The 11744-nt window shown below is 73.1% G+C and carries 10 protein-coding genes; 7 read left to right on the forward strand and 3 right to left on the reverse strand.

The window, feature by feature from the left end; all coding sequences use genetic code 11:
- Positions 1 to 6: 6 nt before the first annotated feature.
- Entirely contained in the window at positions 7 to 726 is a 720-nt protein-coding gene (locus AB0D01_RS00240; protein ID WP_363052494.1) for a class III extradiol dioxygenase subunit B-like domain-containing protein, read from the forward strand.
- A gap of 178 nt (positions 727 to 904) precedes the next feature.
- Here AB0D01_RS00240 and AB0D01_RS00245 read toward each other — a convergent pair whose 3' ends face one another.
- Both AB0D01_RS00245 and AB0D01_RS00250 read right to left on the reverse strand, forming a co-directional pair.
- Positions 905 to 1150 (reverse strand): antitoxin, encoded by a 246-nt coding sequence (locus tag AB0D01_RS00245; protein ID WP_363052496.1) that lies wholly within the window; start codon positions 1148 to 1150, stop codon positions 905 to 907.
- A 23-nt stretch (positions 1151 to 1173) separates the two neighbouring features.
- Positions 1174 to 1407 (reverse strand): hypothetical protein, encoded by a 234-nt coding sequence (locus tag AB0D01_RS00250; protein WP_363052497.1) that lies wholly within the window; start codon positions 1405 to 1407, stop codon positions 1174 to 1176.
- Positions 1408 to 1582: 175 nt separating this feature from the next.
- On the opposite strand from AB0D01_RS00250, the gene miaA reads away from it, so the two are divergent.
- The 6 genes from miaA to hflX all read left to right on the forward strand — a co-directional run bounded on the left by miaA (position 1583) and on the right by hflX (position 9886).
- Positions 1583 to 2521 carry a tRNA (adenosine(37)-N6)-dimethylallyltransferase MiaA gene (gene miaA, locus AB0D01_RS00255; protein WP_363052499.1) on the forward strand — a complete coding sequence of 313 codons (939 nt, stop codon included), beginning with the start codon at positions 1583 to 1585 and terminating at the stop codon, positions 2519 to 2521.
- Positions 2522 to 2692: 171 nt separating this feature from the next.
- A complete protein-coding gene (locus AB0D01_RS00260) occupies positions 2693 to 3253 on the forward strand; it encodes a hypothetical protein (protein WP_363052500.1) in 561 nt (186 codons plus the stop codon).
- Positions 3254 to 3407: 154 nt separating this feature from the next.
- Complete coding sequence (gene dapF / locus AB0D01_RS00265) at positions 3408 to 4283, forward strand: diaminopimelate epimerase (protein WP_363052502.1); 876 nt, start codon at positions 3408 to 3410, stop codon at positions 4281 to 4283.
- 140 nt (positions 4284 to 4423) lie between these two features.
- Positions 4424 to 6508 carry an HD domain-containing protein gene (locus AB0D01_RS00270; RefSeq protein WP_363052504.1) on the forward strand — a complete coding sequence of 695 codons (2085 nt, stop codon included), beginning with the start codon at positions 4424 to 4426 and terminating at the stop codon, positions 6506 to 6508.
- Positions 6509 to 6705: 197 nt separating this feature from the next.
- The gene (locus AB0D01_RS00275) at positions 6706 to 8208 is read left to right on the forward strand and encodes a M1 family metallopeptidase (RefSeq protein WP_363052506.1); all 1503 of its coding nucleotides are present in this window, start codon (positions 6706 to 6708) and stop codon (positions 8206 to 8208) included.
- 172 nt (positions 8209 to 8380) lie between these two features.
- A complete protein-coding gene (gene hflX / locus AB0D01_RS00280; protein WP_363052508.1) occupies positions 8381 to 9886 on the forward strand; it encodes a GTPase HflX in 1506 nt (501 codons plus the stop codon).
- 154 nt (positions 9887 to 10040) lie between these two features.
- Here the strand turns inward: hflX and AB0D01_RS00285 are convergent, their stop codons facing one another.
- Positions 10041 to 11225, reverse strand: coding sequence for a hypothetical protein (locus AB0D01_RS00285; RefSeq protein ID WP_363052510.1), 1185 nt, complete (start codon positions 11223 to 11225; stop codon positions 10041 to 10043).
- Between the last annotated feature and the right edge of the window lie 519 nt (positions 11226 to 11744).

Here is an 11744-nt window from a genome sequence, read left to right on the forward strand (position 1 = left end):
CGGATCATGCTCGTAGCCGCCGCCGTCTGCCCCACCCCGCCGCTCCTCGTGCCGGAGGTCGCCGCGGGCGCCGCCGCCGAACTGGACGACGCCCGTACCGCCTGCTCCGACGCGCTCGCCGTGCTCGCCGCCTCCCGACCCGACCTCCTGGTCGTCGTGGGGGCCACCGAGGACGACCACGCCGGGCCCTACCCGCAGGGCTCCCGGGGTGGATTCCGCGCCTTCGGGCTCGGCCCCGGCCAAGCTCCCGAGGTGCGCCTCGGCGAAGGCGAGGAAGGGCCCCGGCTGCTGCCCCCCGCGCTCGCCGTGGGCGCCTGGCTGCTGGACCGGGCCCGCTGGGGCGCCGCGCCCGTCGAAGGCCTCGGGATCGCACGGCCCCGGGACACCGCCGCGTGCCTCGCCGCCGGCCGTGAACTCGCCGACCGCGACGCGCGCGTCGCCCTGCTCGTCATGGGCGACGGCAGCGCCTGCCGCACCCTCAAGGCCCCCGGCTACCTCGACGAACGCGCCGCCGCGTTCGACGCGGGCGTCGGCCGCGCCCTCGGCGCCGCCGACACCGCGGCCCTCGCCGCCCTCGACCCGACGCTCGCCGCCGAACTCCAGGCCGCCGGGCGCGCCCCCTGGCAGGTCCTCGCCGGCGCCGCCGAGGGCGCGGGCCTCGCGGGCCGACTCCTCTACGAGGACGCCCCGTACGGCGTCGGGTACTTCGTCGCCACCTGGTCCTGACCCGGGGCGGCCCGGGTCAGCTCCGGGCCGCCCCGGGGCCGTCCCGGGGCCGTCCCGCGGCCGGCCCGGGTCCGGCCGCCCGGGCCCACGGGCGCCGGACGCGCCGAAGGGGCGCCGGACCCTCGGTCCCGCGCCCCTTCGCCGTCGTGTTTCCCGTGAGCGGTGCTCCCGTACGCGCCTAGGAGGCGGCCGGCGGCGTCGGCCCGCCGGGGGTGTCCTTGTGCGCGATCTTGCCCAGGGCGTCCTTCGCCTTGTCCGTCCCGGTCGTGATCCGGTCGCTGTACTTGCCATGGGTCTTGGAGTCCACGGCCTTCGCGACCTTGTCCAGGCCCTCGCCGATCTTGCCCTCGTGCTGCTGCGCGAGGCCCTCGACCTTCTCCTTGGCAGGAGCGAGCTTGGCCTTCAGATTGTCCAGCAGGCCCATGGGGCATCCTCCAGTGGCAGTAGCTACGTACGGGCGCCCTCGCCGGCCCCGCTCTCCGCGGCGACCTCGGCCGACTGCTGCTTCGGGATCTCCACGGCCTCCGCCGCGGGAACCTCCGTCACAGCCGCGGAAGTCTCCCCGGCCTCCTCGGCCGGGACGTCCTCCGTGACCTCGGCCCGCGCCGCGCCGGCCTCGGCCTCGACCGCCTCGGTCGCCACCTCGTCCTTACGGCGAAGAAACCAGTCAAAAACGCCCATGTCTACTCACCTAACGTTACTCGCGGGGGTGAAGTTCCGCTGCGGCCCGAACGGCCGGAACCAGGTGCACGCCAGGCGTACGCCGGGCCGGAACCTCTTCAGGGCAACGACCCCCGCCGTACCCCGTCACGTAACCCGATCGAGTACCTGCCGTTCGGTTTGCGAGACTGTGTCCGTGAGGAATGCACCCCCCGCCCCGCGGGTCATCGCCGTCGTCGGTCCCACCGCGGCCGGAAAGTCCGACCTGGGCGTCGCCCTGGCCCGCCACTTCGACGGCGAGGTCGTCAACGCCGACTCCATGCAGCTGTACCGGGGGATGGACATCGGCACCGCGAAACTGACGACCGAGGAACGCGGCGGCGTCCCCCATCACCTCCTCGACATCTGGGACGTCACCGAGACCGCCAGCGTCGCCGAGTACCAGCGCCTGGCCCGCGCCGAGATCGACAAGCTGCTCGCCGAGGGCCGCACCCCGGTCCTCGTCGGCGGATCGGGCCTCTACGTCCGCGGCGCCCTCGACGCCATGGAGTTCCCCGGCACCGACCCCGAGGTCCGCGCCCGCCTGGAGGCGGAGGTCACGCTGCGCGGCCCCGGAGCCCTGCACGCCCGCCTCGCCGCCGCCGACCCGGCCGCCGCCGCCGCGATCCTGCCGAGCAACGGCCGCCGCATCGTGCGCGCCCTGGAGGTCATCGAGATCACCGGGCAGCCCTTCACCGCCAACCTCCCCGGCCACGAGTCCGTCTACGACACCGTCCAGATCGGCGTCGACGTGGCCCGCCCCGAACTCGACGAGCGCATCGCGCTGCGCGTGGACCGCATGTGGGAAGCCGGGCTCGTCGACGAGGTCCGCGCCCTGGAGGCCGCGGGCCTGCGCGACGGCGTCACCGCCTCCCGCGCCCTGGGCTACCAGCAGGTACTGGCGGCCCTCGCGGGGGAGTGCACGCAGGAGGAGGCCAAGGCCGAAACCGTCCGCGCCACGAAGCGCTTCGCACGCCGTCAGGACTCGTGGTTCCGCCGCGACCCCCGCGTCCACTGGCTCAGCGGAGCCGTCGCCGACCGAGGGGAACTCCCCGGACTCGCCCGCTCGTTGGTCGAACGAGCGGTTACAGCCTGATCACGTGATGGCATCGGGACGCCCCGCGCGCCCGTCGCGGGCCCGCGGCCGTGCCATCATCAAACTTCTGAACAGCGGCGTACGAAGTCCGAGTGGGGAGGGCGCGTGGCGATGGAGGCCGGCCCTCGTCGAGACACCGGGCGGGACGACACCAGACAGGGAGCGGACCCGATGCTCCACCGCGGGCCCGCGGAGCGAGGCGCGTCCCCCGACGCCGACGCGCCCGCGCGCAGGGCCACGGGTGCCGCCGGGGCGGCCGACGTCCCGTCCTCCCGGTCCACGACCGCCGGGGCGGCCGACGTCCCCGACACCCTCGGCCTGCCCGCCGACCCCGCCCGGCTGACCCCCGACGGCCCCGACGCGCCCGAATCCGGCGCCGAGGACGCCTCCGGCCCCGCCGTCGAGGTCGAACTGCGCCCCCAGCGCCGCCTGCGCATCTGGCAGATCGCCCCCATCGTCCTGCTCGGCGTCGCGGGATCCCTGATGTTCGGCTTCCCCCTCGCCTTCGAGTTCGGCGACGGCGGAGCCGTGGTCGCCATGCTGGGCTTCCTCATCAGCTGCTGCGCGGGCGGTTGGGGCATGATGGCCGCCCGCCGCGTCGGCTACACCTGGCCGGGGCTCCCGCCGCGCGGCAGCGGCCGCCGCGCCGACTGGCGGATGCTCGCGCTGTACGCGCTCGTCGCGCTGGCCGTCGTCGCGCTCGCCGTCTACCGCGTGGCCCGGCTGCGCTGACCGCGCGCGGCCCGGCGTACCGCCTGTGGGCCGCATACCGCCCCGGTGCCCCACGTGCCCCGGGCGCCCCGCGTACTTCCCTGGTGCGGCCGATCCCGCAGGTCCGGGCGGTGCCGCCCGGTCGTCGCCGCCGGCCGCTCGGTAGGATGGGCCCGTGACGCACACCACCCTCTCCTTCCTCAAGGGCCACGGGACCGAGAACGACTTCGTGATCGTCCCCGACCCCGACAACGCCATCGACCTGCCCGCGACCGCCGTCGCCACGCTGTGCGACCGGCGTGCGGGCATCGGGGCCGACGGTGTGCTGCACGTGGTGCGCTCCGCCGCCCACCCCGACGCCGCCGCCATGGCCGCCGAGGCCGAATGGTTCATGGACTACCGCAACAGCGACGGCTCCATCGCCGAGATGTGCGGCAACGGCGTACGCGTCTTCGCCCGCTACCTCCAGTACGCCGGCCACGTCGAGCCCGGCGACCTCGCCGTCGCCACCCGCGGCGGAGTCAAGCACGTCCACCTCGACAAGACCGGCGACGTCACCGTCTCCATGGGCCGCGCCGAACTCCCCGAGGGCGACGTCACCGTCTCCGTCGGCGAGCACACCTGGCCCGCCCGCAACGTGAACATGGGCAACCCCCACGCCGTCGCCTTCGTCGACAGCCTCGACCAGGCCGGCAACCTGTACGACCCGCCGCCCTTCAGCCCGGCCTCCGCCTACCCCACCGGGGTCAACGTCGAGTTCGTCGTCGACCGGGGCCCCCGCCACGTCGCCATGCGCGTCCACGAACGCGGCTCCGGAGAGACCCGCTCCTGCGGCACCGGCGCGTGCGCCGTCGCCGTGGCCACCATCCGCCGCGACGGCGTCGACCCCGCCGTCACCGGCGAACCGGCCACCTACACCGTCGACCTGCCCGGCGGCACCCTCACCATCACCGAGCACCCCGACGGCCGCATCGACATGACCGGACCGGCCGTGATCGTGGCCACCGGGGAGTTCGACGCCGACTGGCTCACCGAAACGGCTTTCGCCTGAAGGTTCCCTCTCATGGGTGATCCGTTTCACGCTGAGCGAGAGGTGGACTGCGCCACGTGGTGGGGTCGGTAACATCAGGCACCGGCCCTGAGGGCTCACCCCATGCCCACCACCGCCGGTCGAAGCCGCCGGAGGTGCCCATGAGTGCAGAGGCCACGAACCCCGAAGCACACGCTGAAGTGCGCGCTGAGCTGCGCAGACGTGGCCGGAGTCGGCTCGATCTGCGCAGGCTCGGGCGGGCGGCCCTGCTCGGGCCGACGTCCCGGGACCGTCTCCCCGACGCCATCGGACACGTAGCAGAAGCGCATCGGGCCCACCATCCGGACGCCGATCTGTCCCTTCTGCGCCGCGCCTACCTCCTCGCCGAGACCTCGCACCGCGGTCAGATGCGAAAAAGTGGTGAGCCGTACATCACACATCCACTCGCGGTCACCCTGATCCTCGCCGAACTCGGCGCCGAGACAACCACCTTGACGGCGTCCCTGCTGCACGACACGGTCGAGGACACCGACGTGACCCTCGATCAGGTCCGCGCCGAATTCGGCGACGAGGTCGCCTTCATCGTCGACGGGGTCACCAAGGTCGAGAAGATCGACTACGGCGCCGCCGCCGAACCCGAGACCTTCCGCAAGATGCTCGTCGCCACCGGCAACGACGTCCGCGTCATGTCCATCAAACTCGCCGACCGACTGCACAACATGCGCACCCTCGGCGTGATGCGCCCCGAGAAACAGGCCCGCATCGCCAAGGTCACCCGCGACGTCCTCATTCCCCTCGCCGAACGCCTCGGCGTCCAGGCCCTCAAGACCGAACTCGAAGACCTCGTCTTCGCGATCCTCCACCCCGAGGAGTACGAACACACCCGGGCCCTCATCGCCTCCCACGCCGGAGAGAGCGACCCGCTGCCCGCCATCGCCGACTCCGTGCGCACCGTCCTGCGCGAGGCCGGCATCGCCGCCGAGGTCCAGGTACGACCCCGCCACTTCGTCTCCGTCCACCGCATCTCCCGCACCCGAGGCGAACTGCGCGGCTCCGACTTCGGCCGCATCCTCGTCCTCGTCGGCGAGAACGCCGACTGCTACGCCGTCCTCGGCGAACTCCACACCTGCTTCACCCCGGTCGTCTCGGAGTTCAAGGACTTCATCGCCGCCCCCAAGTTCAACCTCTACCAGTCCCTGCACACCGCCGTCGCCGTCCCCGAGGGCTACGTCGCCGAAGTCATCGTCCGCACCCGGCAGATGCACCGCGTCGCCGAAGCCGGCGTCGTCGCCCTCGGCAACCCCTACGCCACCGCCGAGACCCCCGACAGCGACGAGGAACGCGTCGACCCCACCCGCCCCGGCTGGCTCTCCCGCCTCCTCGACTGGCAACAGTCCGCACCCGACCCCGACACCTTCTGGACGGTCCTGCGTGCCGAACTCGCCCAGGACCGCGAGATCACCGTGTTCCGCGCGGAAGGCGGCAGCGCCCTCGGCACGATCAGCCTCCCCGGCGGCGCCAGCTGTATCGACGCCGCCTACGCGATGCACGGCGCGGCGGCCCACGGCTGTATCGGCGCCCGGGTCAACGGGCGCCTCACCTCCCTGTCCTCCCCGCTCTCCGACGGGGACACCGTCCAGCTCCTCCTCGCCCAGGACGCGTCCTCCGGGCCCGCCCCCGACTGGCTGGACCACGCCCGCACCCCCGCCGCACGGATCGCCATCGCCACCTGGCTCCAGAACCACCCCGGCGGCGCCGGACCCGCCACGGCGGCCCCCCGGGCACCCCTGTCCGTCGTCGGAGCCCGCGGCGACGGCGGCAACGCCGTGGCCGACCTCCCCGACGCCCACGTACGCCTCGCCGGCTGCTGCACCCCCGTACCGCCCGACGCGGTCGCAGGGTTCGTCGTACGCGGCGGCGCCGTCACCGTCCACCGCGTCCACTGCCCCGCCGTGGCACAGATGCGCTCCCTGGGCCGCACCTCGGTCGCCGTGCACTGGCGGGCCACCGCGGACTGCCGCGTCACCCTGCTCGCCGAATCGTTCGGCCGCCCGCACCTGCTGGCCGACCTGACCGAGGCGATCGCCCGCGAGGGGGTCGAAGTGGTCTCCGCCACCGTCGAACCACCCGTCGAACAGCGCGTCCGACACAGCTACACCCTGCAACTGCCCGACGCCGCCGGACTGCCCGCGCTGATGCGGGCCATGCGGGACGTACCCGGCGTGTACGACGTCAGCAGGGCCTAGCACTGCCGCCCCCCAGGGTCGGGGCGCGGGGCCGGGGCGCGGGGGAGCGAGCACGCGGGGCGCGGGGGGAGGCCAGGGGGCGCGGGGCGTGAGCCGGGGGCGTGCGGAGGCACGGCGCAGGGCCGGAGCTCCCCGTTCGGGTGGCCCCGTCGCGCGCCGCGCACCAGCCCGACCCCGACGCTGATAAGCGGTGGTGGATGCAGCTCACCTCCCCGCGCCTGCGCGCAGCCCTGCTCGCCGCGGCCTCCCTGACCCTCGTCGCCGCCGTGCTGCCCCCACCGAAGCCCCTGGGCATCGGCGACCCGCTGTTCCCCGAGCTCGGCAACCCCGGCTACGACGTCCTCTCGTACGACCTCTCCCTCACGTACAAGGACAACCGCAGCCCCCTCGACGCCGTCACCGTCATCGAGGCCCGCAGCACCGCGCCGCTGGAGCGCGTCAACCTCGACTTCACCCACGGCACCGTCGCCTCCGCCGAGATCAACGGGGAGAACGCCCGCTTTGAGAGCGTCGGGGAGGACCTCGTACTGACCCCCGCCCACCCCGTCGCCGCGAGCACACCGCTGCGCATCACCGTCCGGCACACCAGCGACCCCCGCGGCCGGGCGAGCGACGGCGGCTGGGTCGTCACCGAGGACGGCCTCGCCATGGCCAACCAGGCCGACGCCGCCCACCGCGTCTTCCCCTGCAACGACCACCCCGCCGACAAGGCCTGGTTCACCTTCCGCATCACCACCCCCGCCGGACTCACCGCCGTCGCCAACGGCGTCCCCGGCGCCCTGCCCGCCGCCCGCGCCGGCGGCGCCACCGAGTGGACCTACCGCACCCTCCACCCCATGGCCACCGAACTCGCCCAGGTCTCCGTGGGACGCTCCGCCGTCCTCCACCGCACCGGCCCCCACGGCCTGCCCCTGCGCGACGTCGTCCCCGAGGTCGACCGCGAGAAGCTGGAACCCTGGCTGAAGAAGACCGCCGGCCACGTCACGTGGATGGAGGACCGGATCGGCCGCTACCCCTTCGAGAACTACGGCGTGCTCATCGCCCGCGCCAGGACCGGCTTCGAGCTGGAGACGCAGACCCTGTCCCTCTTCGAACACGCACTGTTCACCGAGGAGGGCTACCCCGACTGGTACGTCGAATCCGTCATGGTCCACGAACTCGCCCACCAGTGGTTCGGCGACAGCGTCAGCCCCCGCACCTGGTCCGACCTGTGGCTCAACGAGGGACACGCCACCTGGTACGAAGCCCTCTACGCCGACGGCGTCGGCAAGTACCCCCTCGAACGCCGCATGCGCGAGGCCTACCAGCGCTCCGACCAGTGGCGCGCCGCCGGCGGCCCCCCGGCCGCCCCGAAGCCCGCCGCCCCCGGCGAGAAGATCGGACTCTTCCGCCCCGTCGTCTACGACGGCTCCGCCCTGATCCTCTACGCCCTCCGCCAGGAGATCGGCACCCCGGCCTTCGAACGCGTCCAGCGACGCTGGGTCGCCGAGCACAAGGACGGCGTCGCCGGCACCGACGACTTCGTACGCCTCGCCTCCCAGGAGGCCGGACGCGACCTCAAGGCCTTCCTCGACCCCTGGCTGTACGGCGCCACCACCCCCGAGATGCCCGGACACCCCGAATGGAGCGCCCCCGCCAAGACCCGCGCCGCGACCCCGGCCCCGGCCCCCGTCCCGGCCCCGGCCGCCGGGAAGTCGTAGGAAAACGGTATGACGGGCGAGGAACGGGCATGACACCATCGACGAGGCCGCCGGGGCGGTCCGGGGAATCTCCGGACCGGGCGACGCGTTGGACGTGTCAGCGTTATGTCACGCCCGGCGGTACCTTTGGCCCTGGCCGGCGCGACCCCATCGAATCGACGTTAAGGATCCAATGACCTCCTCTTCTTCCCCTTCCCAGGACCCGCAGGACGCGCAGAACGTGCGCGACCAGCAGAGCTTCACCGAGAGCCTTCGGGCCGATGCCCTGATGGAAGAGGACGTCGCCTGGAGCCACGAGATCGACGGCGAGCGGGACGGCGACCAGCTCGACCGCTCCGAGCGCGCGGCCCTGCGCCGCGTCGCCGGCCTCTCCACCGAACTCGAGGACGTCACCGAAGTCGAGTACCGCCAGCTCCGCCTGGAGCGCGTGGTCCTCGTCGGTGTCTGGACCTCCGGCACCGTCCAGGACGCGGAGAACTCCCTCGCGGAGCTCGCCGCCCTCGCCGAGACGGCCGGCGCCCTCGTGCTCGACGGAGTCATGCAGCGACGCGACAAGCCCGACCCGGCCACCTTCATCGGCTCCGGCAAGGCCCGCGAACTGCGCGACATCGTCCTCGAGAGCGGCGCCGACACCGTCGTCTGCGACGGCGAGCTCAGCCCCGGCCAGCTCATCGCGCTCGAAGACGTGGTCAAGGTCAAGGTCGTCGACCGCACCGCGCTCATCCTCGACATCTTCGCCCAGCACGCGAAGTCCCGAGAGGGCAAGGCCCAGGTCGCCCTCGCGCAGATGCAGTACATGCTGCCGCGCCTGCGCGGATGGGGCCAGTCGCTGTCCCGGCAGATGGGCGGCGGCGGCGGTGGCGGCATGGCCACCCGAGGCCCCGGTGAAACCAAGATCGAGACCGACCGGCGCCGCATCCGCGAGAAGATGGCGAAGATGCGCCGCGAGATCGCCGAGATGAAGACCGGCCGCGACATCAAGCGGCAGGAACGACGTCGCAACAAGGTGCCCTCGGTCGCCATCGCCGGCTACACCAACGCCGGCAAGTCCTCCCTGCTCAACCGCCTCACCGGCGCGGGCGTCCTGGTCGAGAACGCGCTCTTCGCCACCCTCGACCCCACCGTCCGCCGCGCCGAAACCCCCTCCGGCCGCGTCTACACCCTGGCCGACACCGTCGGATTCGTCCGACACCTGCCCCACCACCTCGTCGAGGCGTTCCGCTCCACGATGGAGGAAGTCGGCGACTCCGACCTCATCCTCCACATCGTCGACGGCTCGCACCCGGCACCGGAGGAGCAGCTGGCCGCCGTACGCGAGGTCATCCGCGAAGTCGGCGCGGTCAACGTGCCCGAGATCGTCGTGATCAACAAGGCCGACGCCGCCGACCCCCTCGTCCTCCAGCGCCTGCTGCGCATCGAACGGCACTCCATCGCCGTCTCGGCACGCACCGGCCAGGGCATCGAGGAACTGCTGGCGCTCATCGACAGCGAGCTCCCGCGACCCGCCGTCGAAGTGGAGGCCCTCGTGCCCTACACCCACGGCGCGCTCATCGCCCGGGCCCACGCCGAGGGCGAGGTGATCTCCGAGGAGCACACCCCGGAGGGCACCCTGCTCAAGGCGCGCGTCCACGCGGAACTGGCCGCCGACCTGGCGCCGTACGTGCCCGCCAAGCACTGACGGAGCCGAGGCCGGCCACACGGCCCGGCGCCGCGACCGACACGACGAAGGCCCCCCGCGACCGCGGGGGGCCTTCGTCACGCATCCGCACCGCCGCGACGCCGGGGACCGGGCCCCGGCGCCACGACCACCGGTACTGCTGCTACCGCTACTGCTACCGCTTGAACTTGGCGCTCACCGCGTCGTAGATGCCCTTGGCCTCCGGACCCAGCCGGGGACCGGCCAACCAACCCGCCTTCGCCGGGCCGATCGACGTGTTCGACACCAGCGCCGGCTTGCCGTCGGCACCCGCCGCGACCCAACCGCCACCCGACGAACCACCCGTCATCGTGCACCCGATGCGGTACATCACCGGATCGGCCTGGCTCAGCGCCAACCGGCCCGGCTTGTCCGCGCACTGGAACGCCCTCTGACCGTCGAACGGGGCCGCCGCCGGGTAACCCGTCGCCGTGATCCCGGAGATCTTCGCCACCGCCGGTGCGTTGAACTCCACCGGCAGCGCCGTACCGACCGTCTCCTCCAGCGACTTCGTGCTGCCCTTCTCCGGCGTCACGTGCAACACCGCGAAGTCGTACGGGGCACCCGCGCCACCCGTCGGACCACCCGTCGCGATCCACTGGTCCGACGTCTGCGCCCAGTCGCTCCACCACACACCGTACGGGGCCACCTGCTCGCGCGGGGCACCCTTCAGGTCCGCGGCCTGCTTGCCCGCGTTGTTGTACGAGGGGACGAAGGCGATGTTGCGGTACCAACCGCCGGCCTTGCCCGCGTGCACACAGTGCCCCGCGGTCCACACCATGTTCGACTTCCCCGGACGCGCCGGGTCCTTCACCACGGTCGCCGAGCACACCATCGAGCCCTCGGGGCCGTCGAAGAAGACCTTCCCGGACGCCGGAACGCTGGAGTGGTACGGGGCGACGGCGGGCTTGGCCGCGACCGGAGCGGGAGTCGGGTCCGTGACGCCCTGGTCCTTGCCCGCGTCCGGGTCCACCGCCGGACGCTGCGGCTGCTCGGCGTCACGCATGCGGTCCGGGTCCCACAGGCCCTCGATGATCGGGTTGACGTAGTCGCCCGCCTCGCGGAGCCAGTCCTCCTTCTTCCAGTTCTTCCACGCACCCCCCTTCCACTTCTCCAGGTCGAAGCCGTGCTGCTTGAGCTTGTCCTTGAGCTCCTGCGGGATCTGGACGCCGTCAGCGGCGCCGGACGGCAGGGGCGCGGCCACGGTCGGCTTGGAATCGCCGCCCTTGCCGGCCTCGCCGTCGCCGGGTCCGCAGGCCGCGGCGGTCAGCGCGAGCGCGGACGCGCACAGGATCGCGGTGACCGGTCGGTTCGGTCGCATGTCGTAAGTCCCCCTGGTGCTTCGAGGTGTTGAGGCGGTTTCGAGACGGTGTCGCCCGTGGCGGTGTGCAGCACCCCACTATGCCGCCGCCGGATAGGACGGCCACCCCCGGGTCCGCGGTTCCCCGCCACGACCGGCCGAGCCCCCGGCGGGCCGGCCGGGAACGCCCCCGCGGACCCACCCGCGGATCCCGCCGCGGGCAAGGATCTTCGGCCGACCCGTGATCCACCGCCGCCCCCGTCGTTGGTACGTACGGGGGACGGCGCAGGAGCGTTCATGTTCGAGGCGCAATCCGGAAGATGAAGACGTGCGGGAGGACCGACAGTCGTGGCCTTGACCGAGCCGTCCGCAGCCGCGGCGCACATCCCACCGCCGGCGGAGCGGAAGCGGGACCCCGAACCGGAAGCGGGACCCGGCGCCGCATCCGGCCCGGAGCGGGAAACCGGGCCGGAATCCGGGCGGGAACAGGGCCCGAGCCCGGAGGCCGCCCCTACCCCCTCACCCCCGGCCGCCTCCTCT

The organism is Streptomyces sp. NPDC048606, from assembly GCF_040650855.1.
GTDB lineage: Bacteria > Actinomycetota > Actinomycetes > Streptomycetales > Streptomycetaceae > Streptomyces.

Bases quoted from the DNA above. Each gene is read 5' to 3' on its own strand.
- AB0D01_RS00240 (WP_363052494.1), top strand. From the start codon at position 7: ATGCTCGTAGCCGCCGCCGTCTGCCCCACCCCGCCGCTCCTCGTGCCG.
- AB0D01_RS00245 (WP_363052496.1), bottom strand. From the start codon at position 1,150: ATGGGCCTGCTGGACAATCTGAAGGCCAAGCTCGCTCCTGCCAAGGAG.
- AB0D01_RS00250 (WP_363052497.1), bottom strand. From the start codon at position 1,407: ATGGGCGTTTTTGACTGGTTTCTTCGCCGTAAGGACGAGGTGGCGACC.
- AB0D01_RS00260 (WP_363052500.1), top strand. From the start codon at position 2,693: ATGCTCCACCGCGGGCCCGCGGAGCGAGGCGCGTCCCCCGACGCCGAC.
- AB0D01_RS00270 (WP_363052504.1), top strand. From the start codon at position 4,424: ATGAGTGCAGAGGCCACGAACCCCGAAGCACACGCTGAAGTGCGCGCT.
- AB0D01_RS00275 (WP_363052506.1), top strand. From the start codon at position 6,706: ATGCAGCTCACCTCCCCGCGCCTGCGCGCAGCCCTGCTCGCCGCGGCC.
- hflX (WP_363052508.1), top strand. From the start codon at position 8,381: ATGACCTCCTCTTCTTCCCCTTCCCAGGACCCGCAGGACGCGCAGAAC.
- AB0D01_RS00285 (WP_363052510.1), bottom strand. From the start codon at position 11,225: ATGCGACCGAACCGACCGGTCACCGCGATCCTGTGCGCGTCCGCGCTC.